This is a genomic window from Klebsiella sp. GB_Kp047, assembly GCF_040065235.1.
GTDB lineage: Bacteria > Pseudomonadota > Gammaproteobacteria > Enterobacterales > Enterobacteriaceae > Klebsiella > Klebsiella quasipneumoniae.
Genome location: NZ_JBEAJG010000002.1, coordinates 26,422 through 50,697, shown reverse-complemented (window position 1 = coordinate 50,697; position 24,276 = coordinate 26,422). Strand labels below are relative to the sequence as shown.

General features: G+C 60.5%; 25 protein-coding genes. 18 read left to right on the top strand and 7 right to left on the bottom strand.

What is annotated here, in order from left to right:
* Positions 1-7: 7 nt before the first annotated feature.
* The 9 genes from ABLV76_RS02380 to ABLV76_RS02340 all read left to right on the top strand — a co-directional run bounded on the left by ABLV76_RS02380 (position 8) and on the right by ABLV76_RS02340 (position 8,942).
* A complete protein-coding gene (locus tag ABLV76_RS02380; RefSeq protein ID WP_064177734.1) occupies positions 8-1,291 on the top strand; it encodes an amidohydrolase family protein in 1,284 nt (427 codons plus the stop codon).
* Positions 1,281-1,760, top strand: a complete 480-nt coding sequence (locus ABLV76_RS02375) for a RidA family protein (RefSeq protein ID WP_048324511.1) — start codon at positions 1,281-1,283, stop codon at positions 1,758-1,760. Before ABLV76_RS02380 ends, ABLV76_RS02375 begins: the two co-directional genes overlap by 11 nt.
* Positions 1,757-2,638, top strand: a complete 882-nt coding sequence (locus ABLV76_RS02370; protein WP_023318467.1) for a creatininase family protein — start codon at positions 1,757-1,759, stop codon at positions 2,636-2,638. The genes ABLV76_RS02375 and ABLV76_RS02370 overlap by 4 nt, the downstream gene beginning before the upstream one ends.
* A complete protein-coding gene (locus ABLV76_RS02365) occupies positions 2,638-3,621 on the top strand; it encodes an ABC transporter substrate-binding protein (protein WP_116397436.1) in 984 nt (327 codons plus the stop codon). Before ABLV76_RS02370 ends, ABLV76_RS02365 begins: the two co-directional genes overlap by 1 nt.
* On the top strand, positions 3,618-4,448 hold the full coding sequence (locus tag ABLV76_RS02360) for an ABC transporter ATP-binding protein (protein ID WP_032431880.1): 831 nt from the start codon (positions 3,618-3,620) through the stop codon (positions 4,446-4,448). Before ABLV76_RS02365 ends, ABLV76_RS02360 begins: the two co-directional genes overlap by 4 nt.
* 1 nt (position 4,449) lies before the next feature.
* Positions 4,450-5,265, top strand: coding sequence for an ABC transporter permease (locus tag ABLV76_RS02355; protein WP_348878163.1), 816 nt, complete (start codon positions 4,450-4,452; stop codon positions 5,263-5,265).
* Between the two features lie 26 nt (positions 5,266-5,291).
* Positions 5,292-6,713, top strand: a complete 1,422-nt coding sequence (locus ABLV76_RS02350) for an FAD-binding oxidoreductase (protein WP_348878162.1) — start codon at positions 5,292-5,294, stop codon at positions 6,711-6,713.
* Between the two features lie 273 nt (positions 6,714-6,986).
* Positions 6,987-8,351: a patatin-like phospholipase family protein gene (locus tag ABLV76_RS02345; RefSeq protein WP_004202968.1), complete on the top strand. Its 1,365-nt coding sequence runs from the start codon at positions 6,987-6,989 to the stop codon at positions 8,349-8,351.
* A gap of 108 nt (positions 8,352-8,459) precedes the next feature.
* Entirely contained in the window at positions 8,460-8,942 is a 483-nt protein-coding gene (locus tag ABLV76_RS02340) for a hypothetical protein (protein ID WP_004202969.1), read from the top strand.
* A 136-nt stretch (positions 8,943-9,078) separates the two neighbouring features.
* Here the strand turns inward: ABLV76_RS02340 and chrA are convergent, their stop codons facing one another.
* From chrA to ABLV76_RS02320, 4 genes are all read right to left on the bottom strand, one after another.
* The gene (gene chrA / locus ABLV76_RS02335; RefSeq protein ID WP_155009017.1) at positions 9,079-10,446 is read right to left on the bottom strand and encodes a chromate efflux transporter; all 1,368 of its coding nucleotides are present in this window, start codon (positions 10,444-10,446) and stop codon (positions 9,079-9,081) included.
* Positions 10,415-11,374, bottom strand: a complete 960-nt coding sequence (locus ABLV76_RS02330; protein WP_077268162.1) for a chromate resistance protein ChrB domain-containing protein — start codon at positions 11,372-11,374, stop codon at positions 10,415-10,417. The genes chrA and ABLV76_RS02330 overlap by 32 nt, the downstream gene beginning before the upstream one ends.
* Before the next feature lie 129 nt (positions 11,375-11,503).
* Positions 11,504-12,697: an MFS transporter gene (locus ABLV76_RS02325; protein WP_228290302.1), complete on the bottom strand. Its 1,194-nt coding sequence runs from the start codon at positions 12,695-12,697 to the stop codon at positions 11,504-11,506.
* 197 nt (positions 12,698-12,894) lie between these two features.
* Complete coding sequence (locus ABLV76_RS02320) at positions 12,895-13,131, bottom strand: tautomerase family protein (protein WP_049003323.1); 237 nt, start codon at positions 13,129-13,131, stop codon at positions 12,895-12,897.
* A 60-nt stretch (positions 13,132-13,191) separates the two neighbouring features.
* Between ABLV76_RS02320 and ABLV76_RS02315 the strand changes: the two genes are divergently transcribed.
* Together ABLV76_RS02315 and ABLV76_RS02310 are read left to right on the top strand one after the other, a co-directional pair.
* Positions 13,192-13,653, top strand: coding sequence for a helix-turn-helix domain-containing protein (locus tag ABLV76_RS02315; RefSeq protein ID WP_048324517.1), 462 nt, complete (start codon positions 13,192-13,194; stop codon positions 13,651-13,653).
* Positions 13,654-13,889: 236 nt separating this feature from the next.
* Positions 13,890-15,107: an MFS transporter gene (locus ABLV76_RS02310; RefSeq protein WP_004202979.1), complete on the top strand. Its 1,218-nt coding sequence runs from the start codon at positions 13,890-13,892 to the stop codon at positions 15,105-15,107.
* Positions 15,108-15,167: 60 nt separating this feature from the next.
* Here the strand turns inward: ABLV76_RS02310 and ABLV76_RS02305 are convergent, their stop codons facing one another.
* Positions 15,168-16,076, bottom strand: a complete 909-nt coding sequence (locus ABLV76_RS02305; RefSeq protein WP_004202981.1) for a DUF535 family protein — start codon at positions 16,074-16,076, stop codon at positions 15,168-15,170.
* Between the two features lie 289 nt (positions 16,077-16,365).
* On the opposite strand from ABLV76_RS02305, the gene ABLV76_RS02300 reads away from it, so the two are divergent.
* Complete coding sequence (locus ABLV76_RS02300; protein ID WP_348878161.1) at positions 16,366-16,506, top strand: hypothetical protein; 141 nt, start codon at positions 16,366-16,368, stop codon at positions 16,504-16,506.
* A gap of 44 nt (positions 16,507-16,550) precedes the next feature.
* Here the strand turns inward: ABLV76_RS02300 and ABLV76_RS02295 are convergent, their stop codons facing one another.
* On the bottom strand, positions 16,551-17,441 hold the full coding sequence (locus ABLV76_RS02295) for a LysR family transcriptional regulator (protein WP_017899570.1): 891 nt from the start codon (positions 17,439-17,441) through the stop codon (positions 16,551-16,553).
* A gap of 140 nt (positions 17,442-17,581) precedes the next feature.
* Here ABLV76_RS02295 and ABLV76_RS02290 point away from each other — a divergent pair, with 140 nt between their 5' ends.
* Genes ABLV76_RS02290 through ABLV76_RS02265 form a run of 6 tightly spaced genes read left to right on the top strand, consistent with a single transcriptional unit; the run spans position 17,582 to position 23,306 of the window.
* Entirely contained in the window at positions 17,582-18,289 is a 708-nt protein-coding gene (locus ABLV76_RS02290) for a CoA transferase subunit A (protein ID WP_004202983.1), read from the top strand.
* A 1-nt stretch (position 18,290) separates the two neighbouring features.
* A complete protein-coding gene (locus ABLV76_RS02285; RefSeq protein WP_049003325.1) occupies positions 18,291-18,947 on the top strand; it encodes a CoA transferase subunit B in 657 nt (218 codons plus the stop codon).
* A gap of 9 nt (positions 18,948-18,956) precedes the next feature.
* Positions 18,957-20,138: an acetyl-CoA C-acetyltransferase gene (locus tag ABLV76_RS02280; protein ID WP_043519898.1), complete on the top strand. Its 1,182-nt coding sequence runs from the start codon at positions 18,957-18,959 to the stop codon at positions 20,136-20,138.
* A gap of 11 nt (positions 20,139-20,149) precedes the next feature.
* Positions 20,150-21,073, top strand: a complete 924-nt coding sequence (locus ABLV76_RS02275) for a 3-hydroxyacyl-CoA dehydrogenase family protein (protein WP_130972211.1) — start codon at positions 20,150-20,152, stop codon at positions 21,071-21,073.
* Positions 21,074-21,117: 44 nt separating this feature from the next.
* Positions 21,118-22,512: a GntP family permease gene (locus tag ABLV76_RS02270; protein WP_196531944.1), complete on the top strand. Its 1,395-nt coding sequence runs from the start codon at positions 21,118-21,120 to the stop codon at positions 22,510-22,512.
* 23 nt (positions 22,513-22,535) lie between these two features.
* Positions 22,536-23,306, top strand: a complete 771-nt coding sequence (locus ABLV76_RS02265; protein ID WP_004202988.1) for a 3-hydroxybutyrate dehydrogenase — start codon at positions 22,536-22,538, stop codon at positions 23,304-23,306.
* 19 nt (positions 23,307-23,325) lie between these two features.
* On the opposite strand, the gene ABLV76_RS02260 is transcribed toward ABLV76_RS02265, so the two are convergent.
* Positions 23,326-24,198, bottom strand: coding sequence for a LysR family transcriptional regulator (locus ABLV76_RS02260; RefSeq protein ID WP_004145376.1), 873 nt, complete (start codon positions 24,196-24,198; stop codon positions 23,326-23,328).
* Positions 24,199-24,276 lie beyond the last annotated feature (78 nt).

Below are 24,276 nucleotides of genomic sequence, written 5' to 3'. Positions count from 1 at the left end.
ACTGACGATGACATTCTCCTCCTCTTGCGCGCCGCTCATCGGTATCAGCCGCGCCCGACTCCCGGCCTGGGCGCTGCCCGACGGCTGGCCGACGCAGGCCAACGGTGAACCGCTGCTGGCGGACCTGGTCTTTCGCGATGGCCGGATCGCCGCATTGACCCCAACCGACCAGCCGACTCCCGGCCTGTGGGACCTGGCGGGGGCCCTGACGCTCCCCGGTCTGGTGGAACCCCATGCCCATCTGGATAAAACCTTTACCATTGAACGCTGCCGTCCGGCGCAGGCCGGGCTGCTGCCGGCGATCCACGCCATGCATGAGGATCGCCGACACTGGACCGGGGCGGATATTCAACGTCGGGCGTCCGCCGCGCTGGCCCGGGCGGCAGCGAATGGCGTGACCCATTTGCGCAGCCATATCGACTGGTTTACCGCCGACGCGCCGGACGCCTGGCAGGAGATCGCCCGCCTCGATACCGGCGGCATCACCCTGGAGCGGGTGGCGCTGGTCCCGCTGCCCCTGTTTCAGGATCCGGCGGATGCCGAGGCCATTGCCCGTGCGGTCGCCAACAGCGGGGAGCGCTGCCTGCTGGGCGGCTTCATCCACTCCTCCAACTGGGACGCCGCCGCCATGGCAAACCTGCTGCATAGCGCAGCCCGCTGGAAACTGGATCTGGATTTGCATATCGATGAGGAGCTCAGCGAGGTGTCTCAGGGGCTGACCTGGTTGGCGGATCATCTCTCCCGCCACCCTTTCCCCGGACATATCTGCTGCAGCCACGGCTGCGCGCTGGCCGCCGGCAGCGACGCGCAGGCGGCGCAAATCCTGCGTCAGCTGGCGGCGTACGGCGTCACCCTTATCGCCCTGCCGATGACCAACCTGCTGCTGCAGGATGCGACGTTCGGCCGCACGCCGCGCCAGCGGGGGATCACCCTGCTGCACGAGGCGCAGGCCGCCGGCGTGGCCACCCTGCTTGGGTGCGACAACGTGCAGGACGCTTTTTGTCCGGCGGGAAGCTACGACCCGCTGGACACCCTGGCCTGCGGCCTGTTCAGCGCCCAGCTTAGCGACCCGTTCGACCGGCAGTCGCGGCTGATCTGCGATCGCGCGGCGCTAACCGGTTCGCCGGCAGACGCGGCGCCCTTTGCCGTCGGGGCGGCGGCCAGCGTGGTGATTTTCCCGGGTAGCGACCGTTTTACCTGGCCTTTAAACAGCGCCGCCCGTCTGGTGGTTAACCACGGCAGGTTAACCCACCGGCGCGTGTGGCAGGAGGAGATGGCACATGAGTCTTGAAGCAGGCGCGGGGGCGCCGCTGGCGCGGTATGCCGCCTGGCGCAGAGCCGGCGATTTTATCTTTCTCTCCGGCATTATTCCGGTCAATCCCCTGACCGGCACCATCGTCAACGGCTTTCAGGATGTGCCTGAGCCGGTGCGGGAGCTGCTGGGGGCGACCGGCGAATTTTCAACCGATGCGAAACAGGGGCCGATACTCGCCCAGAGCTGGTACGTCCTGGAAAGCATCCGCCGCACCGTGGAGTCCGCGGGAGGGCAGATGAGCGACGTTATCAAGCTGGTGCAGTACTTTCGCAACCTTGACCATTTTCCTTATTACAGCCGGGTCAGAAAGCTGTTTTATCCCGGCCAGCCGCCCGTTTCCACCGTGGTGCAGGTCAGCGAAATGCTGCCCGACGCCACGGTATTGATTGAAGTCGAAGCAACCGTCTGGTTACCCCAGCCAATTCACTCCGAGGCACCGCGATGATTAACGGTTACATTCCTGCAGCGCGCTTTCTCCCTTTTCTGAGCTGGACGGACGTGGCCGCCCTGCCAGATAAAAGCAATACGGTTATCGTCCTCCCTACCGGGGCGATCGAACAGCACGGCCCGCATCTGCCCTGCTCGGTGGACAGCGTGATATCTTCCGGCGTGGCGGGCCATGCCCTCGCCCGGCTACCGGCGGCGATCCCGGCCTACGCCATCCCGCCGATCGTCTACGGTAAGTCAGAGGAGCATCTGCATTTTCCCGGCACCCTGACCCTCAGCGGCGATACGCTGCTGCATACGCTGCTGGAGATCGCCGAATCTCTCTATCGGGCCGGTTTTCGCAAGCTGCTGATGATCAACGGCCACGGCGGCCAGCCGCAGATCCTGCAGATCGCCTGCCGGGAAATGCGCCTGCGCCACGGGGATTTTATCGCCATCCCGCACGATGTGTTCAACGTGCCTAACTGCGAAAAACAGTTTCTCAGCCCGCATGAACAGCGGATGGCGATGCACGCCGGCCATAGCGAAACGGCGCTGATGCTGGCGCTGGCGCCGGAGTGCGTTCATATGGAGCGGGCGGTCGCCAACTTCCCGCCGGAATTCCCCTGCCCGACCCTGTCGAAAGGCCGCCCGGCGGCGGCATGGGCAGCGTATGACTTTGGCCCCAGCGGGGTGATTGGCGACCCGACCCCGGCGACGCGGGAGCAAGGCGAAGGGCTGCTCGACTCCCTCGCCGCCAGCTGGGCGCAGGCAATCATCGAGATCCACCGCATGGCCTGGGTCGAACGTCGCGAACCGACCTGGGGCAAACAGCACTGGCATGGCTTTGTCCAGTCCCTCCCCCCCTCTTTCGCTGCTGATTCCAAGGAGCCCTGATGAATACCAGATCGACGCCCGTTTTTACCCTGCTGACCGTGACCGCCCTCGCCACCTCAGCCTCCTCCTTCGCGGCGGAGAAGTTTACGTTTCTCACCAACTGGTATGCCCAGGCGGAGCACGGCGGGTTTTACCAGGCCCAGGCCACCGGGCTGTACCAACACGCCGGTCTCGATGTCGAAATTAAAATGGGCGGCCCGCAGATCAACGTTATGCAGCTGATGGCGGCCGGTCAGGCGGACTGCACCCTTGGCGACAACGGCCAGGCGCTGGAGACCTGGCAGGCCGGGGTGCATGCGGTAACCGTCGCCACCGTGTTCCAGCACTCGCCGACGGTGTTTATCACCCATGACAAAGTAAGCAACCCGGCTGAGCTTAAAGACAAAACCTTCCTGCTCGCCACCGAGGCCTATACCTCCTTCTGGCCGTGGGCGAAGAGCGAGCTGGGTCTGGCTGGCAGCAAAGTGCGCCCCTATACCTTTAACGTCCAGCCGTTCCTCGCCGATAAAAATCTGGTGCAGCAGGGCTACGTCACCTCCGAGCCGTTCTCCGTCGCCAAAGGCGGGCAGCCGTTCTATGTCTATCCGCTCAGCGACTGGGGCTACCCGCCCTACGGCAACTCGATCATCTGTATGGCGGACACCATCCGCAAACGTCCGGCGGCGGTGGCGGCCTTCGTCAAAGCCTCCATGGAGGGCTGGAAAAGCTACCTGCAGAATCCCACCCCCGGCAACAACCTGATCGGCAAAGCGAATCCACAAATGGGCGCCGAGCAGATCGCCTTTGGCATTGCCCAGATGAAGCACTACCAGCTGGTGACCGGCGGCGATGCTAAGACCGGCGGCATCGGCATCATCACCGAGCCGCGGCTGAAAAAAACCTGGGACATGCTGGTGAAAAACAAACTGATCGACGCCAGCAAGGTGCCGTTTGAGCAGACTTACACCCTGGAGATGGTCAAAGACGCCGGAGTGATGCCATGAATACCGCCCCGAAACTGACCGTGATGAGCGACACCCGCTTTACGCCCGCCTCCGCCACGCCGGCCATTGAGGTGCTGTCGGCGGAGAAGATCTACAGCAACGGCACCCGGGCGCTGCTGCCCGTCAACCTGACCATCAATCAGGGGGAGTTCATTACCCTGCTCGGTCCGTCCGGCTGCGGTAAAAGTACGCTGCTGAAGATGGTCGCCGGCCTGGTGGAGCCCAGCGACGGCAAGCTGATGCTGTGGCGGCGCGACAGCCGGGAAAAGGCCCAGCATCCGCTCTCGTTTGTCTTCCAGGAAGCCACCCTGATGCCGTGGAGCAGCGTGCGCAATAACGTCAGGCTGCCGCTGGATCTGGCCGGCGTGCCGCGCGCGGAAGGTAATACCCGGGTGAGTGAAGTCCTTGAACTGGTGGGGCTGGGCAAGTTCGCCGACGTCCTGCCGCGCGAACTCTCCGGCGGCATGCAAATGCGCGTCTCCATCGCCCGCGGTCTGGTCACCCGGCCAAAGCTGCTGCTGATGGATGAGCCCTTCGGCGCGCTGGATGAAATTACGCGCAACAAGCTCGACAGCGATCTGCTGCGTCTGTGGCAGGAGCAGAACCTGACGGTGGTCTTCGTCACCCACTCGATCCACGAAGCGGTGTTTCTCTCGCAGCGGGTGATCATGATGGCGGCCCGTCCCGGACGGGTGGTGGAAGATATCGCCATCCGGGAGCCGTTCCCGCGCAGCGAGGCGTTCCGCGTCAGTCCGGCCTTTTCCCTGTATGCCCGTCAGCTGCAGGACAGTCTGTTGCAGGCCAGCCAGTCTGGTATGGAGCCATAATATGAAAACCACAACCGCAACGCCGTGGATCCAGCATCCGCGTTTTCTCAAAATTCTCTATCCGACCCTCGTCGCGGTGGCGGTGGTGCTCCTGTGGCAGGGCGCGGTAAGCTATTTCCGCATCCCGGCCTTTCTGGTGCCGTCGCCGCTGGTGATGCTGGACAGCCTGTGGACGCATCTCACGCCGCTGCTGCTGGCGCTGCTGTTTACCCTTAAGATCACCCTGATCTCGTTTCTGCTGTCGATTGTCATCGGCGCCGCCGTGGCGTTTATCCTGGTGCAGAACCGGTTTGTGGAAACCGCCCTGTTTCCCTACATCGTGTTTTTGCAGGTGACGCCGATCGTCGCCATCGCCCCGCTGATCATCATCTGGGTGAAGGACGCCACCCTCTCGCTGGTGGTGTGCGCCATCCTGATGGCGGTCTTCCCCATCATCTCCAATACCACCCAGGGACTGCGCAGCGTCTCTCCCGGCCTGCTGAGCTATTTCCGCCTCAATCACGCCAGCCGCTGGCAAACGCTGGTGCGACTGCGTATCCCCTCGGCGCTGCCCTATTTCTTCGGCGCGCTGCGTATTTCCAGCGGGCTGTCGCTGATTGGCGCGGTGGTAGCGGAGTTTGTCGCCGGCACTGGCGGGACCAATACCGGGCTGGCCTATCAGATCCTGCAGGCCGGCTATCAGCTGGATATCCCGCTGATGTTTGCCGCGCTGCTGCTGATCTCTCTCGCCGGGATTGCGCTGTTCGGCGTGATGTCCTGGGTCTCGCGTCGGGCGCTCAGCGCCTGGCATGAAAGCGAATCCGTGCAATCTCATTAATGTTCTGCTGACGAACAGGAAAAAGAATGATGACTGATGAACAGCGTCAACAAGCGATAGCGGCGATCCAGCAGGCACTCCCAGCGCTGGAGTGGACCCTGCAGCCGGCGAAACTCAAACGGCTTTCCCGCGATTTTCACTGGTTCAGTCCGGTGCTCACCGAGCAGCTGGCGGGAAAACAGGCGGACGCGGTGGTTCGCCCGCGCGATGAAGAGGAGCTGCGGCAACTGGTCTCCTCCTGCGCGCAGCACCAGCTGCCGCTGACCCTGCGCGGAAGCGCCACCGGCAACTACGGCCAACTGGTCCCCCTCGAAGGCGGGATGCTGGTGGATATGACCGGGCTCAACCAGATCGTCGCCCTCGGCAACGGCACGGTGAGAGCCCAGGCCGGCATTCGCCTGGCGGACATCGAAACCGCCGCCCGCCCGACGGGCTGGGAGCTGCGCTGTATGCCGTCGACCTATCGCCTGGCGAGCCTGGGCGGCCTCTACGGCGGCGGGTTCGGCGGCATCGGCTCCATCAACTATGGGCCGCTGGCGGCGCCCGGCAATGTGCTCAGCGTCAAAGTGATGACCGTCGAGCCGGTCCCTCGCGTACTGACCGTCCCGGCTCCCGAAGCGCTGCTGCTGCATCACGCCTACGGCACCAACGGCATCATTCTCGAGGTTGAGCTGGCGCTGGCTCCCGCGCACCAGTGGATAGAACGCCTGGACGTGTTTGACGATTTCACCGATGCGCTGAACTATGCCAACGCCTGCGTCCGCTCCCCGGGACTGGTGAAGCGCCAGGTGGCGCTGCTGGCCACGCCGATCGCCGATTATTTTAGCCACCTGAACGATCGTTACCGCGCCGGCCAGCATGCGGTTATCAGCCTGATCGCCGTGGAGAGCGAAGGACTCTGCGCCAGCCTGTTACCGCGCCATCGCGGGAACAACGCCATCCGTCAGGCCAGCGACGAGGCCCGGACGCAAAACGCCTCGTTAATGGAATACTGCTGGAACCACACCACCCTGCATGCGCTCAAGGTGGACAATACGCTGACCTATCTACAGACGGCGTTTGATCCGCTGCGCTATCCGCAGCAAATTTTACAGATGGAGCAGCATTTCGCCGGGGAGGTAATGTCCCATATTGAATTTCTGCGCGATATCGAAGGCAACCTTACCGCCAGCGGTCTGCAGCTGGTGCGCTATACCACGCCCGAACGTCTCAACGCGATCATGCAGATATTTCGCGATAACGACGTCAAAATTAACAATCCCCACGTACTGCAGGTTGAGGACGGCAAACAGGGGGTTATCCGCCCTGACGTGGTGGCGGTTAAACAATCTCTCGACCCGGCAGGATTGCTTAACCCCGGCAAGCTGCGCGGCTGGGCGCTGCGCGACCAGCTGGAGCTGGACAGCAACCCGCTGGCGCGGGCCACCCGCGAAAGCCCCGCGACCTGATCGCCCCCGCTCCGCGTGCGGGCTAACGCGGAGCGGGCCCGTCTCTCTTCCCCTGCCCGCACGGCGAGTTTTTTTACGCCACTCATTCATATGAATGAGTGGCGTCTCTGTTTCCTCCGTTATACTTTTCTGTAGTTGACGAGACGGCCGTTAAAAATTGTTCACAGCATTTTCTCAATTTTCTCTTTGAGCAAAAAAGAGGTCTTCTGATAACGGCCAATAAATTCCCTTGTATGATCAACAATGATCAGATCCGTTGCTAAGGAAATTAAAATGTCATTATCCGTGAATAGCTACCTAAAAGAAGTTGAAGAAATAAAAAATAAAGCCACCGCCCTGTCCAATAAAGAATTCAGTGACACTATTGATGAAAATGGCCATCAATACGTTGATCTGGTAATGGAGGGTGGCGGCGTCCTCGGATTAGCCCTTGTAGGTTACATATATATTTTAGAGCAAGCAGGGATAAGATTCATTGGTATCGCAGGCACGTCAGCCGGTTCAATTGCCGCCTTGTTATTATCTGCCATAGATGTACCTGAGAAAGAAAAAAGCGAACGCCTAATAGATATGATCGCCAACATGCCAATAAATACATTTATTGATGGGAAAAAGGACGGAGATTATGACCCAAAGAAATTTATGGATACCGCCACAGGCTTAATGAACTCTAAAAACAAGTCAGGGTTTAAATATTTTAGTGCATTTTTAAGGTTTCTTACGACAACGGACAACTTAAAAATAATGCAAGGACTTAATAGAGGCGATGAATTTGAGTCCTGGCTTAAAAAACAGCTATCATCTTTTAATATTTATACAGTAAACGATCTTAGAAAAAGAATGGCGACGACTCCATACGGATGGAAGCTTAGAAGCACCAGCATTGATAAATCATCCCAACTTGAAGGTAAACAATCCCTTGATGAACTGGATGTAAATCATGACTATTTATGCCTGATAACAGCAGATTTAGCCACCGAATATAAAGTTGAACTTCCTGTCATGGCAGAACTATACTGGGAAAAAACGAACGATGTAAATCCCGCGGTGTTCTGCCGCTGCTCTATGTCTATCCCTTTTGTTTTTCAGCCCTACACGGTAAAAATACCTCATATGGATAATAATCTACAATTGAAATGGCAAAAATATACCGGCATTAGTTTTCAAAGCAGATTAGCGACTCGATTTCCGCCACCTATCGCTTGTTTTGTTGATGGCGGCATCATGTCAAACTTTCCGATTGATGTTTTTCACAACCCCACAAAAATTCCAGCAAGACCCACATTTGGTGTCAAACTGCAACTTGACGATCACAGTCATGAAATTAATAGCACCCTTGATATATTTGCTCAATCGTTCAACACCGCCAGACATGCCATGAATTACGATTTCATTAAAAAAAACCCTGATTACAATAAGCTAGTATCATTCATAGACACTGGAGACATTGGCTGGTTAGACTTCAGTATGTGCGATGCCAACAAACTTAAATTGTTTAGACTTGGCGCAGAAACCGCTTATCAATTTCTTATTAATTTTGATTGGCATAATTACAAAAAAATCAGGCGAGATATTACTTCCGCTTATCAGACAAGCCTTCCCCTTACAAAATTAAATAGATACTTCAAGAACAAATAAATACTTCAAAGATAAAAACAGAAAAGTTCAGCCAGATAAGGAGCGAAACTCGAAAAAATCATTCTCTGCCATCCACAATTTAACAATCTACCTGATGAGGATAAGAACATGCCTAATGGTAATGACTTAATAAACGCAGCAAGAAGTCAGCTTAATGTTAAAGAGGAACCACTTAACAGCAACTCTGGCCCGATGGTAAATACCTATCTCGACTACGTGGGTAGCCCCTCCGGCTCGCCATGGTGTATGGCTTTCGTCTACTGGTGTAGCTGTCAGGCTGGTATTCCCGGCCTGCCTAAAACCGCCAGCGTAGCGAAATTCTATCAGGAGTCATTAGCGCACGGAAAAATAATAAATATTTCCGACATTGCCGTTGGCGATATTGTTTTAAGAGTAGATTATCCCGCCCAGTCTAACGGCAAAAAGCCAGGAGATCACGCCGGGATTTACACAGGTAAAAATAAGGCAGGCATCCCGTTATATATCTCAGGTAACACCGTCTCCACAAATCCTGTAGTCACCGATGAAACTAGCTCATATGTTGATGAACATCAGATGAAGCATTTTAATTACGCAGCTCGCTTTTGGTAACGCGAAGTCTTATAGATGCTTTGAGAAATAGAGACATTGCTATTACCACACCTTCCGGCCGACGACTGTTTCACCAGGCATCGGCCCCTTTCCCCATACCGTCCCTGCCTCCCGCCTTTTCAGCCCGAAGCCGACCTCACCCTGCGCCGGACAGTCCCGCCATATGGACGATAAGCCCTACCGCGGCGGCGGCGGCCAGTACCCAGGTCAGCTTCCACTTATAGCGAAACAGCAGCCCGGCGGTGGCGAGAGCAATGGCCGCAGACCATGGGTCGAAACCGGATGGTCCCCAGACGCTATGCCAGATAAAAAACAGCGCCAGATTCAGGATAACGCCCACCACCGCGGCGGTAATGGCGGTCAACGGCGCGGTAAATCCCACTTTATTATGCGTGGTTTCAATAAACGGCCCGCCGGCGAGAATAAAGATAAACGAGGGTAAAAAGGTAAACCATGTCACCAGGCACGCCGCCGCGATGCCCCCCAGCAGCACATCATCCACGCCCAACACCGCTTTGGTGTAGCCGCCGACAAACCCGACAAAGGTCACCACCATGATCAACGGTCCGGGGGTGGATTCCCCCAGGGCGAGGCCGTCCATCATCTGCCCTGCGCTCAGCCAGCCATAGTGTGTCACCGCCCCCTGGTAAACGTAAGGCAAGACGGCATACGCCCCGCCGAAAGTCATCAACGCGGCTTTGGTAAAGAACCAGCTCATCTGGGTCAGCGGGTGCGCCCAGCCCAGCATTAGCGCCAGGGTGGCCATCGGCACCAGCCACAGCAGTATCCCGGCGATCAGCACCCGGGCAGTGCGCCGCCAGCTGAACAGGGCGTGGGCTGGGATCGGCGTCGCGTCATCAATAATGGCGGCCCCGCCAGGCTGACTCTGCGCGCGATGGGCGTCGGCTTTGCCGAAGGTCGCCGGCGCCACCCGTCCGCCGATAAACCCGACGATCGCCGCGGTCAGGACGATCAGCGGAAAAGGTACGTTCAGCGCAAAAATAGCGACAAAGGCTGCGGCGGCAATGGCCCAGTAGGCGCCATTTTTCAGCGCCCGCGAGCCGATGCGGTGCGCCGCCTGCAGCACGATCGCCGCCACGGCGGGTTTGATGCCATAAAAAATCCCCGCCACCACCGCGACATCTCCCCAGACGAGGTAGATCCACGCCAGCGCGATGAGCAACACCAGCGAGGGCAAAATAAACAGCACCCCGGCGATGATGCCTCCCCAGGTTTTATGCATCAGCCAGCCGATATAGGTCGCCAGCTGCTGGGCCTCCGGGCCCGGCAGGACCATACAAAAGTTGAGCGCGTGCAGGAATCGCCCTTCCGAGATCCAGCGTCGGTTATCCACCAGCTCCTGGTGCATCATGGCGATCTGCCCGGCAGGTCCGCCGAAGCTGATGAAGCCGAGCTTCAGCCAGAAGCGAAATGCCTGCCAGAAGGATACGGAAGCGACGACGGAAGGGCTGTCAGTCTGCGGAAGAACCACCGTTTTGCTCATGATTACCAGACCTCATTTCACAGGACTTCAGTAAGCCGTCGAACAGCGAGCAGGCTGCCGCCAGCAGTTGGTCATCGTCCGTAATGGTTTCCCGCAGCCCTGCAAGAATGCTTTCCACCCCCGCCGCCTCCGGGGTGGATACCCCACCGACGTCCAGGAAGTGGATCAGCCGGCCCAGAGCGTCGGGGATAGCGGCCTCCAGAGCAAAGCGCCGGACCAGAACTTCGAAGGTCACCCGCGTGCCAACGTGGCTGAACGGCGCCCCGTCATAATCAAAACCAACCGCCGTCGCCGGGCAGTCCTCAGGCGCGGCCAGCCACAGGAACCGCGCATCAGGGTCGATAAAGCGCTGAATTAGCCAGGCGCTGGCCAGACGATCGACCCACGGGCGTCGGCGGGTGGCCCACAAACGGCCGCGAAAGGCCTCTCTATCCAGAAGGCTCAGTTCGCCCGCAACCGCCTGCGGCTCGTCCGGCGATAGCCGCTGATTAATCGCCTGCTCGAGGGTGGCCAGTCGCTCAGCGGCCTGCTCCCGGGCGGCCCCCGGGAAAAAATCGATAGCCGCGATCCGCTGGTAGTCACGCTGAATTTTACGCAGCTGTTTGAGCTGAGCCGCCAGTCCGTCGGCGGATAACGCCCCCTGCAGCGCCAGCAGATCCTGCAACAGCGCATCATACTGTTCGCGACGATCGAATAGCGGCCTGAGCGCCTCCTCTTCCGCCGACTCAATCGTAAACACATACCCGGCCCCGCCCTCCGCGCGGATCGCCTGGCAGGTGCTGAGGAAAATGTCATAGCCCTGGCGCACGTCGGGCAGCAGATAGACCCCGTCGCGCAGGACCGCCGCCCCGCTCTGCTTCAGGGTTCGCCAGACACGCATCCGCAGCGTGGCTTGAGACGTCGTCAGGTTAAGGATCAAGAGATGCATTGTCATGATGTAGAGATTACTACAGCATGTAGCGTGTGTGACGTTTATTCGCGCGCAGGTTAAGATGAATTTCAGCAATGCATAGCTAAAAAGCACAAAACGAGGGCCCGCGCAGCGGCAGGCCAGGCGCTAAGCGCGGGGCGGCGATAACGGGCGCAGCAGCAGGGTGAACAGCGCCAGCCCCACCGGCGCCAGGGAGCCCCACAGCACCGCGTTCCAGCCGAAGGCGTTGAGCAGAACGCCGGACGAAAACGAACCCACGATCATCACGCCGAAGACCAGAAAATCGTTGAGCGACTGAACCTGGGTCTTCTCTTCCGGGCGGTGGAAATCGATAATTTTCGCCGAGGCGCCGGTGAAGCCAAAGTTCCAGCCGATGCCGAGCAAAATCAGCGACAGCCAGTAATGATACACCCCGACGCCGCTGAGACCGACCGCCACCGAGGCGCCGGTGATCAGCAATCCCGCCGCCGCCATGCGCGCTGCGCCGAAGCGCTGGATCAGCCGGCCGGTGACAAATCCCGGACCGTACATCGCCATCACATGCCACTGGATCCCGAGGTTGGCGGCCTGCTGGGAAAGGCCGTGCATATGCATGGAGAGCGGCGCGGCGGTCATCAGAAAATTCATCACCATATAGGCCACCGCGCCGCTGAACACCGTGGTGGCAAAGCCCGGCTGGCGGACAATCTCGCGCAGCGGCCGCCCTCCGCGAACGCTGGCCGCCGCGGGCTCTGCTGGCGTCACGCCTGCCAGCAGAATGGCGGCGAGCGCCGCCACCAGCGCCTGAGCGAGGAAGGTGAAGGCGAAGGTATGAGTCGGCCAGAGGTGCATGGTGCCGGTGACCAGCATCGGGCCAATGATCCCGGCGGCCACGCCGCCGCCCATCACCAGCGACAGCGCGCGGGCGCGACGTTCCGGAGCGACGCCGTCGGTGGCGGCAAAGCGAAAACTGAGCGCCACCGCGGCATAGGCGCCGCCAAGCATCGCGGCGAAACAAAACAGCAGAAAAGAGCCCAGCACCACCGCCAGAGCGGCCGCCAGACCGGTAACCACCCCGGCGCCGGTACCGGCCATAAACGCGGCTTTGCGGTCCCGCTTACGCGCCAGCGCGCCGAAAGGCAGAATCGAGGCCGCCATCCCCAGCACAAACAGCGTGATAGGCAGCGTGGCCAGCGACGGGCTGGGGGCGATAGTATTGCCGACGATAGCGCCGGTGGCGTAGAACACCACCGAGTTGGCGCCGGCCAGCGCCTGAGCGACGGCCAGGCGGATGATATTGTTGTTCTGCGCCGCCAGCGGCAGCATCTGTTCGCTAGACATCCGTTGTTTTCACCAGTTTGAGAGTGGCGCCAGGCGGGTCGTCTGGCATCGCGCCCTGTTTGTTGGGTTCCCTGACCGTTACCTTAGCCGCAAAATACGCTTTTGCACCATAGCGAATAGCAATATTACCCGGCGACCTGGCCCTCTTCTGCGCCAGATAGCCGGGCCGGGCTTCGCCGCCCGCTTTTTTCACGGGATCAGTCGCGCCGCGCCGCGGCGAATTTAGCCGCAATCATCGCTTCCGTCGGCTGGACGCCCCCCAGGCTCCACTGCTCCGGGTCATGTTCATCAATGCGGATCCACACCGACTGGCGGAACTGCGGATCGCCCTGCCCCTCAATCTCCACCAGCAGATCGGTCATCCGCCGCAGCAGCTCACTTTTCTGTTCCGCGGTCATGATCCCTTTAATGGTTTGCACGTTAACAAATGGCACGCTATGCTCCTTAGCATCTAAGTCTAAATTTCAAACTCAGAGTAGAAGGCCAATCTCACGATGTCAAAAAATAAATCATTGCCCTACCTCGATCCTGAGCTGTGCGGCCTGGCGGAAGGAGCCAAAATACTGGGCGACCGCTGGGTGCTGCTGATCCTCCGCGAGGCGTTTTACGGCGTGACGCGCTTTGAAACGATGCAGGCGCATACCCATATTACCCGCCAGACGCTCACCATCCGGTTGAAAACCATGACCGAAATGGGCTTGCTTCGCAAAGTCCCCTATCGGGAAGCGGGGGCGCGCGAGCGCTATGAATATGTTCTCACCGAAAAAAGCCGTAGCCTGGCGCTGGTGCTGTTCGCCCTGATGGAATGGGGCCACCAGCAGGTGCTGCACAGCACGCCGCATATTGCGCTGGTGGACAGCGCCAGCGGCGAGGCCGTCCATCCCGGGTTCGTCACCGCCAGCGGCAGCGTGGCGAATCCCGCCGCGCTTCAGATCGTTAAGGCAGACGAACGCTGAGAGCGGCGCGGTTGCCCTGATACAGAACTTTCGTAGGCCTCTGGCGGAAGCCGCGACGAGCAGGTATGTTGCATTGCCACGTTACCCGACGACTGGGTGACATTTTGGTTTCATCGAACGGTGCGATAAAGAATGAGGCTCTCTGCCGGGTCCGATCCCGGCTATTATTCGTGGCGCACGCCATGACCGCCCTGGTCCGCCGCTGATCCGCGGATCGTTCATGCTAAAGGAAGAAAATGTCGCTTCGTTCACTGCGGGCTTTATGTTTGACCAGCTTCTTTATCGCCGACGTTCGCGACGGCCTCGGCCCGTTTCTGGGGATCTTTCTCACCCAGCGTCACTGGCAGGCGGAGGACATCGGCCTGTTGATGACCGTCGGCGGCGTGGCCGGCCTGCTGGCGACCCTGCCCGCCGGCTTCATCACCGACACCTCGCGGCATAAGCGCGTGCTGTTGGCCGGGGTCTGCCTGGCGATCACCCTGACCACCCTCCTGCTCTGGTTCAGTCAGAAGACCAGCGTGGTGGCCCTTTCACAGGTTGCCAGCGGGATCTGCGCGGCCTTTGTCGGACCGTTAATCGCCGGGATCACCCTTGGGCTGACCCGACAGCGCGGCTTTAGCGCTCAGATGGGAAAAAACGAAGCCTTCAACCATGCGGGGAATTTCTTCACTGCGCTGATTGCCGGGGCCATCGCCTGGTACTGGGGCATCGGCGGCATTTTCATCCTGATGGCCTGTACCACCCTGTTTACCCTGATCGCCCTGCTGGCAATCCGCAGCAGCGATATTGACGATGACGCCGCCCGCGGCCTCGAGTCGGCCGTCACGCCCGCTGTGCCTGGGTTTGCCATCCTGTTCCGCCATACGCCGCTGCTGATCGCCGGCGTGACCCTGATGCTGTTCCATCTCGCCAACGCCGCGCTGTTGCCGATGCTCAGCATGCGGATCGCCGCCGCGCCGGGACACCTCAATCCGGGGCTGTTTGCCGCCGCCACGGTGATTATTTCGCAGGTGGTAATGATCCCGGTGGCCATCCGGGTCGCCGGCAGCATCGACAAATATGGTTACTGGCGATGCATTCTGCTGGCGCTGCTGATCATGCCCATCCGCGCGGCGCTGGCGGCCGCCAGCGACGCCCCGGCGATGATGGTCCCGGTGCAAATTCTTGATGGTCTGGCGGCAGGGATTTTGGGGGTGGCGGTGCCCAGCTTTATCGTCTCGCTGCTGCGCGGCAGCGGGCACGTTAACGCCGGACAAAGCGTGGTGATGCTAATGCAGGGCGCCGGGGCGGCGATGAGTCCGGCGTTAACCGGCGCTATCGCCGGGCGCTACTCTTTTGCTACCGCCTTCGGCGTGCTGAGCGTTATCGCGCTGGTCGCGCTGATAGTGTGGTGGCGCAGCGCCCCGCTGCTCACCAACTCGGTGTCGCCGCCGATCGGCGAGAGCGGCCAGTAAAGAAAGGATATCGTCAGGCGGACAACAGCCCCCTGCTGCCTGCCTGACGTGGGAAAGGCGTTAATTCATCTGCGGATTCAAGGTTATTTGCCGCAGAGCGTTCGCCATTTCGAGCTGAATCAGCTCTTTGACACCTTCGCGCTTAATAAACTGGCTGCGGTGTTTACTTTTTACCTCTTCAAGACTTTTTTTGATCTCCTGCGCCGGCAGTTTATACCAGCCGCGAGCCTGTTTCTCTCCGCCCATTTCCAGCCACAGCGATGAATAACTGGCTTTCACCAGATCGCTTTTCACGTGGTAATCGGAATCAATCGCGTAGACCGTAGTGATGCCGAAATAACGCAGGAAACCATACAGCACGCTCATGATGATATTTTTCGGCCGCGCGCCATGCAGCTCTTTGGTCAGCACCTTCACCTCATCATTGGTGATATCTTTCCCGCCCTGTATTCCGCCGATATAAGCGCGGCCATCGTCGGTACAGGAAAAACAGACGCTATAAACGCGCCGGTCGCCGAGAAACAGCTGCAGCATCAGCTCACCCTCCTCCTGAAACGGCGATGCCAACAGCTTAACGTCAAGCTTTTCGCCATTTTTCAAAGGAATAGCAAACATCGTCCGGCCAAAATCCGCCACGTTATAGAGCTGCGGCAGCACATCGGGCTGAAACGTTTTCTCGATAAAATTCAGCGAACCGTGGGCAATATCCAGCTTGCGCCGTTTTGACATCCGTTTATTAAGATAGGCCTTAAAGGGTTTATCCTCGAAAGGCACCAGTCCCTGGGTCACGGCGGTCAATCGTGCGCACTGATATTTGGCGCAAAGTCCTTGATATTCTCTGTATTTACCTCCTGCGAGCGAGAGCTCTCTGCATTTTCGTAAGAATTTTTTATAGCTTATTTTGACCTGACCGATCACTTTATTATGTTTACGCCATTCTTTGATGGCGCCTGTAACAGTATGTTCCATTGATTAAGATCCATAGATTCATCCATAATCGCGGCCATATTAACATAAAAGCCATTCGTCAATGCTTAATTACACCTTCGTTGTCCTTTCATTTAATATTTAGGCAGGAAATTATTCTGGTGGAGATATTTAAAGCTAACGCCATCCTGTCAACGGTTATTTATGGTGGGTTTTATCTGCTGCCGGCGGACTTAACGCTCTGTGCGTTCGGCGCGAAGAGCGGTTACCTCCGCAGGCGGTTATGCCCTATACTTGACGCTGATTCAAAACCAGCAACGATAGGTAACTTATGGAAATTGATCTCGACAACCTGGTCTTCAGCGGCCTGGATGAAGCGGAAGAGCGCAACGCGGAGCGTCTGGAAGAAGCGGACAAAAATGCCCAGGCGATCGTTGCCGATGACGATTGCGGCGACGCCTGCAAAATCTGATTATCAAACCGGCCTGCGGGCCGGTTTTTTTTCCCCACGCCCCCTCAGGTGGGTAAATACCCTTTCAACGTATCCAGCAGCGCCTGCGCCGCCTTCGACAGCGGCAGATGTCCGGCATGGATCGCCCCAACGCACTTTTCAATCGGCGGATCGCTGAGCGGAATGCACACTGCCCCCAGCGAGGTCATCTGCGTTTTGCATAGCGCCGGCACCGCGCTGCCTCCCAGACCGCTGGCTACCATCCTCCCCACCGTCACCAGTTGGTGGCTCTCCAGCGCCACGTCCAGCTGACGCCCGCTGCGCGCCAGCGCCTCCTCCAGCATCAGGCGCACCGCCGAGGGACGCTGGAGGGTGATAAAGTCGAGAGTTAACAGCTCCTGCCAGGTGAGCTTTTTTTTCTTCGCCAGCGGCGATTGCCGGGGAACGATCGCCACGAAGCGGTCCACCGCCAGCGGGGTAAACAGCAGGTTGTGGTTGGGCGATGGCTCGAAAGCGATGCCCATCTCTACCCGCCCCTCACGCACCATCTCGATTACCTGCTCATTGATCACATCATGCACCGTGACGTTCACCCCGGCATAGCGGTCGCGGAAGGCTTTCAGCGCCTCCGGCAGAACGTTGGCGGCGAACGACGGCATCGCGGCGACCGAGATTTTGCCGCGCTGCAGGGTGAAGCTCTGGCGCATCGCCTCCTCAACGTTATCCCAGTCGGCCAGCAGTTGACGGGCCATCGGCAGAAAGAGTTCCCCCTCCTGGGTGAGGGTCACTTTGCGGGTGCTGCGCTGCAGCAGCGCGCCCCCCAGCGCCTCCTCCAACCCTTTGATGGTCAGGCTGAGCGCTGGCTGCGACAGATTCAGCCTTTCGCTGGCGTGGGCGAAATTGAGAGTGTGAGCTACCGCTAAAAACGCGCGTAACTGTTTGACACTCATTCTCATTTTTCATCCTGTTAACTAATTGAAAGAAATTAGTTAACAGGAAATTAATTAAATTTCCAAATGAGTGAGTCACAAATTCAAAATTATCAAATCAGTCGCCCGCGCCAATGATAAGGGTATCGCAAGGCAGGAGAGACAAGATGGCAGGACTGGATAAACGCGTCGCCAGCTACGAAGCGGCGCTGGAAGGGTTAACGGACGGCATGACGCTGCTCGCCGGCGGCTTCGGCCTGTGCGGTATACCCGAGAATTTGATCGCCGAGGTGAAGCGTCGCCAGGTGAAGGGGCTGACGGTGGTTTCCAACAACTGCGGCGTCGATGGCTTCGGTCTCGGCATGCTGTTGGAGTCGCGCCAGGTCAGCAAGGTAGTGGCCTCTTACGTCGGGGAAAACGCGCTGTTTGAACAGCTGGTGCTGAGCGGCGAGCTGGCGGTAGAGCTCACCCCGCAGGGAACGCTGGCGGAAAAAATCCGCGCCGGCGGCGCGGGGATCCCCGGCTTTTACACCGCCACCGGCTATGGCACGCCGGTCGCCGAAGGCAAAGAGGTGCGCCAGTTCGACGGTAAAAATTACATTCTTGAACAAGCTATTCGCGGCGATTTCGCCCTCGTGAAGGGCTGGAAGGCTGACTGGTACGGCAATGTGGTTTATCGCCATACCGCACAGAATTTCAACCCGCTGATGGCCACCGCCGGGCGCATTACGGTGGTGGAGGTGGAAGAGATTGTGCCGCCGGGCGAACTGCCGCCCTCCGCCATTCACACCCCGGGGATCTATGTCGACCGGCTGATCGTCGGGCAATTCGAAAAACGCATTGAACAGCGCACCCTGCGCGCCGGAGGGCACTGAGATGTTAACCCGCGAACAAATGGCGATGCGCGTCGCCCAGGAGCTGCGCGACGGCGACTACGTCAACCTTGGGATCGGTATCCCGACGCTGGTGGCCAATTACATTCCCGCCGGCATTGAAGTGATGCTCCAGTCGGAGAACGGCCTGCTGGGGATGGGCGAGTTTCCCGATGAGGAAACCCTCGACGCCGACATGATCAACGCCGGCAAACAGACCGTCACCGCGCAAACCGGGGCGGCGATCTTCGATTCGGCCCAGTCGTTCGCCATGATCCGCGGCGGCCACGTCGATCTTACGGTTCTTGGCGCCTTTGAGGTCGACGTCGCAGGGAATATCGCCTCGTGGATGATCCCCGGAAAAATGGTCAAGGGGATGGGCGGCGCCATGGACCTGGTGGCCGGCGCGCAGAACATCATCGTGGTGATGACCCACGCCTCAAAGAACGGTGAATCCAAACTGCTGCCGCAGTGCACCCTGCCGCTCACCGGCGTGGGCTGCATTCGCCGGGTGCTCACCGACCTGGCCCTGCTGGACATTGTCGACGGGGCGTTTGTCCTGCGCGAAGTGGCCCCGGGGGTCAGCCCCGACGAAGTGATGCGTAAAACGGCGGGACGGCTGATCGTCGCCGACGACGTGCGCGAAATGCGCTTCAGCTAAGGAGAGACCATGACCGATATTGCCATAGTTGCTGCCGTACGCACCCCGGTCGGCAGCTTTCGCGGCGCCTTCGCCCCGCTTTCCGCCGTCGACCTCGGCGCGGCAGTGGTGCGCAGCCTGCTTGAACGCTGCCAGCTGCCCGCCGCAGCGGTCGATGAACTGATTTTCGGCCAGGTGCTCACCGCCGGCTGCGGGCAGAACCCGGCGCGCCAGACCGCGCTGCGGGCCGGCCTGCCGGTGGACACTCCAGCGGTCACCGTCAATCTGGTGTGCGGCTCAGGGCTGAAAGCGGTTCAGCAGGCGGTGCAGGCGATCCGCTGCGGCGACGCCGAGATCGTTATCGCCGGCGGCCAGGAGAGCATGAGCAATGCTCCCTATCTGATGAATGGCGCCCGCGACGGCCTGCGTTTCGGCCATGCCAGCCTGCAGGACAGCATGATCCAGGACGGCCTATGGGACGCTTTTAACGACTACCACATGGGCATTACCGCCGAGAACCTTGCCGACGCCTTCGACATCAGCCGCGAGCGCCAGGACGCCTTCGCCGCCAGCTCCCAGCGCAAAGCGGCGGCCGCTATCGCCGCCGGACGCTTTCGCGAGGAGATCGTCCCGGTCAGCGTCCCGCAGGGCAAAAAACCTCCGCGTGTCGTGACCGACGATGAGCAACCGCGCCCGGAGACCAGCGAGCAGCAGCTGGCCAAGCTGCGCCCGGCGTTTCGCCCGGCTGACGGCAGCGTCACCGCCGGGAATGCCTCATCGCTGAACGACGGCGCTGCGGCGGTCCTGCTGATGAGCGTCGATAAAGCGCACGAGCTTGGGCTGCCGGTGCTGGCGCGCATTGTCAGCGCGGCGGTCGCCGGGGTCGACCCGTCGGTGATGGGCATCGGCCCGGTGAGCGCCTGCCGCCAGGCGCTGCAGCGCGCCGGCTGGACGCTGGACGAGGTGGATCTGATCGAAGCCAACGAGGCCTTTGCCGTCCAGGCGCTGGCCGTCGGCCAGCTGCTCGAATGGGACAGCGAGAAGGTCAACGTTAACGGCGGCGCCATCGCCCTGGGCCATCCCATCGGCGCCTCCGGCTGCCGGATCCTCGTCAGCCTGGTGCATGAGATGCAGCGCCGGGGCGCCAGCAAAGGGCTGGCAACCCTGTGCGTCGGCGGCGGCCAGGGCATCGCCATGACCCTACAACGTTAACAGGAGCCACTATGTTTACACCACGCCTGGCGGTACTCGGCGCGGGACTGATGGGCGTCGGTATCGCCTGCCATTTCGCCCGTCACGGTCACGCCGTCCGCCTGTATGACACCGACCCGCAGCGTCTCGCTGAGGTTCCGGCGGTGGCCAGCGCTATCCTGCGCGAGCTGGAGGCGAGCGGTCAGCAGGCTCCCGCCGACCGCGACGCCGTGCTGAGCCGTTTAACCCCTACCCCGGCGCTGCAAGCGCTGGCGGACGCCACGCTGCTGATTGAAGCGATCCCCGAACGGCTGGGGCTGAAGCACGCCCTGTATGCCGAACTGGAAACGCTGATCGCCGACGAGGCGATTATCGCCAGCAACACCAGCGGCCTGCCGCCGGATCAGCTGGCGCAGGGCATGCGCCTCCCGGAACGGCTACTGATCGCCCATTTCTGGCATCCGCCGCACCTGATCCCGCTGGTGGAAGTGGTGCCCGGGAGCGCCACCCTGCCTCATCTGGCGCGCCAGGTGAGCGACTTTTGCGCCGCCTGCGCGCTGGAAGCGGTGGTGCTCAACCGCGCCGCGCCGGGCTTTGTCGGCAACCGGCTGCAGTTCGCCCTGCTGCGCGAAGCGCTGCATATCGTCCACAGCGGCATCGCGTCCCCGGAGGTGGTGGACCAGGTGATGCGCGCCTCGCTGGGGCGCCGCTATGCGATGGTCGGCCCGCTGGAGGCAGCGGACATGACCGGCCTGGCGACGGTCCAGGATATCTGCCAGCACCTGCTGCCGCAGCTGGCCAGCGGCACCGAGATGATGTCGCTGGTGGCGGAGAAAGTAGCGCGAGGCGACACCGGCGCCCGCAGCGGGCAAGGCTTTTACCGCTGGGACGAGGCCCGGCGCCAGCGCATCCAGTCGCGCCGGGAACACCAGCTGCGCTTCGCCCTGAAACCCTAGTATCTCGTTCTGTACCCCTACAATAACAATGAGAGTGAGACGTCGTGATGAGTGTGATAATAGCCCTGGCCGCGCTGGCATTACTGATGCTGGCAGCCTACCGTGGATACAGCGTGATCCTCTTTGCGCCGATCGCCGCCCTCGGCGCGGTGCTACTCACCGACCCGGGCGCGGTCGGCCCGGCCTTTACCGGCCTGTTTATGGAAAAAATGGTCGGCTTTGTGAAGCTCTATTTCCCGGTGTTTCTGCTGGGCGCGGTATTCGGCAAGCTGATTGAGCTGTCGGGATTCTCGCGGTCGATTGTCGCCGCCGCCATCCGCATCCTTGGACGCCGCCATGCGATCCCGGTGATCGTGCTGGTGTGCGCCCTGCTGACCTACGGCGGGGTATCGCTGTTTGTGGTGGCCTTTGCCGTCTACCCTTTCGCCGCCGAGCTGTTTCGCCAGAGCGGGATCCCCAAACGGCTGATCCCAGCCACCGTCGCCCTCGGGGCCTTCTCGTTTACCATGGACGCCCTGCCCGGCACGCCGCAGATCCAGAATATTATTCCCACCAGCTTCTTCGGCACCAACGCCTGGGCGGCCCCGTGGCTGGGGCTTATCGGCTCGCTGTTCATTATCCTCTTCGGTTTGCTGTGGCTGGAGCGCCAGCGCCGCAAAGCGCAGGCCAGCGGCGAAGGCTATGGGACCGACCTGCAAAATGAGCCGGAGACCCCGGATGACATCAACCTGCCGCATCCGCTGATCGCTATCGCCCCGCTGCTGCTGGTGGGGGTGCTGAATCTGCTGTTTACCCACTGGATCCCGCAGTGGTACGGCGCCAGCCATGAGCTCACCCTCCCGGGTCTGGCGAAGCCTGTGGTCACCGAGGTGGGGAAAATCACCGCCATCTGGGCGGTACAGGCGGCGCTGCTCTCCGGCATTGTGCTGGTACTGGTCTGCGGCTACCGCAATATTCGCGGCCGGCTGGCGGAAGGAAGCCGGACGGCGGTGGGCGGGGCTATTCTCGCGGCGATGAACACCGCCTCTGAGTATGGCTTCGGCGCGGTTATCGCCGCCCTGCCGGGTTTCCTGGTGCTGTCGAAAGCCCTCGCGGCTATTCCCAATCCGCTGTTAAACGAGGCGATCAGCGTCACGGTGCTGGCCGGGATCACCGGCTCGGCCTCCGGGGGAATGAGCATTGCCCTGGCGGCGATGTCCGAGACCTTTGTCGCCGCCGCCCACGCCGCCAATATTCCGCTGGAGGTCCTGCACCGCGTCGCCGCCATGGCCAGCGGCGGCATGGATACCCTGCCGCATAACGGGGCGGTGATCACCCTGCTGGCGATCACCGGCCTGAGCCATCGCCAGGCCTACGGCGGCATTTTCGCCATCACGGTGATCAAAAGCCTCGCGGTACTGTTTGTCATTGCCACGTTCTATGTGACCGGCATTGTCTGAGACCCGACTGAAGGAGAAATATGATGAATTTAAACGGTAAAACAGCGCTGGTCACCGGCTCCACCAGCGGCATCGGCTTAGGGATCGCCAAAGTGCTGGCGCAGGCAGGCGCCCAGCTGGTGCTCAATGGCTTCGGCGACAGCAGCCACGCCCGGGCTGAAGTCGCCGCGCTGGGCAAGATCCCCGGCTATCACGACGCCGACCTCCGCGACGTCGGGCAGATCGAGGCGATGATGCGCTATGCCGAAAGCACCTTCGGCGGCGTCGATATCGTGATCAATAACGCCGGCATCCAGCACGTGGCCCCGGTGGAGCAGTTCCCGGTGGACAAATGGAACGACATCATCGCGATCAATCTCTCCAGCGTCTTCCACACCACCCGCCTGGCGCTGCCGGGCATGCGCCAGCGCAACTGGGGGCGCATCATCAACATTGCCTCAGTGCATGGCCTGGTGGCGTCGAAAGAGAAATCGGCCTATGTCGCCGCCAAGCACGCGGTGGTCGGCCTGACCAAAACCGTGGCCCTGGAAACCGCGCGCAGCGGCATCACCTGCAACGCCATCTGCCCCGGCTGGGTGCTGACCCCGCTGGTGCAGCAGCAGATCGATAAGCGCATCGCCGAGGGGGTCGACCCGGAGCAGGCCAGCGCCCAGCTGCTGGCGGAAAAACAGCCTTCCGGGGAGTTTGTCACCCCGCAGCAGCTGGGCGAAATGGCGCTGTTCCTGTGCAGCGACGCCGCCGCCCAGGTGCGCGGCGCGGCGTGGAACATGGACGGCGGCTGGGTGGCGCAGTAAGCCGCAGGCGTCGCGAAGATCAGAACATCGCCAGAAAGCGTTTCACCGTGCGCGAGCGCTCGAAGCGCCGCCAGGCGATGGCGATATCGGTCTTCAGCGGCGCCCCGCTGAGCGGGTGATAGCTGACGTTCGGCTGCTGGATGCAGGTCATCGACTGCGGGACCAGCGCGAAGCCGAACCCGGCATTGACCATGCTCAGCGACGACGAAATCTGCGACGACTGCCAGGCGCGCTCCATATCGATGCCGGCGCGCAGGCAGCTGTTGTACACCAGCTCATACAGCCCCGGAGCCACTTCCCGCGGGAAGAGGATCGGCGCCACGTCGCGCAGCTGCTCCAGGGCCAGGGTCGGCTGCGTCGCCAGCGGGTTATCGCGCGGCAGCGCGATAACCATCGGCTCCTCATCGATAATCCGCAGATTAAAGGCCTTACTGCTCTCGCACGGCAGACGGACGAAGGCAATATCCAGCTCGGCCTCGCTCAGGGCGGTCATCAGATTGGCCATGTTGTCTTCCATCTGGTGCAGGGTCACCCCGGGGTGGTCGAGCTGAAAACGGTGCAGCAGCGTGAAGATTTGCGGGTGGAAAGCATCAGAACTGGTAATGCCTAGCGACAGGCTGCCGTTCATCCCGCGGGCAATGCCCTTGGCCTTCTCCAGCGCCGCATCGCTCATGGCGAGGATCTGACGGGCATCCTCATAGAACGACTCACCGGCCTCGGTGAGCTCCACCCCGCGGGTCAAACGCCGAAACAGCGGGGTCCCCACCTCGCGCTCAAGCCGCTGAATTTGCTGACTTAACGGAGGCTGTGAAATACCCAGTTCCTTGGCGGCCTGGGTGAAGTGCCGCGTCCTGGCGACGGCGACAAAATAGCGAAGATAACGAAGTTCCATATCGAAAACGTCTCAAACCAGCATGGTTTCTATATTGGAACTGTGAGCTGAATCGGGTCAACATTTATTTAACCTTTC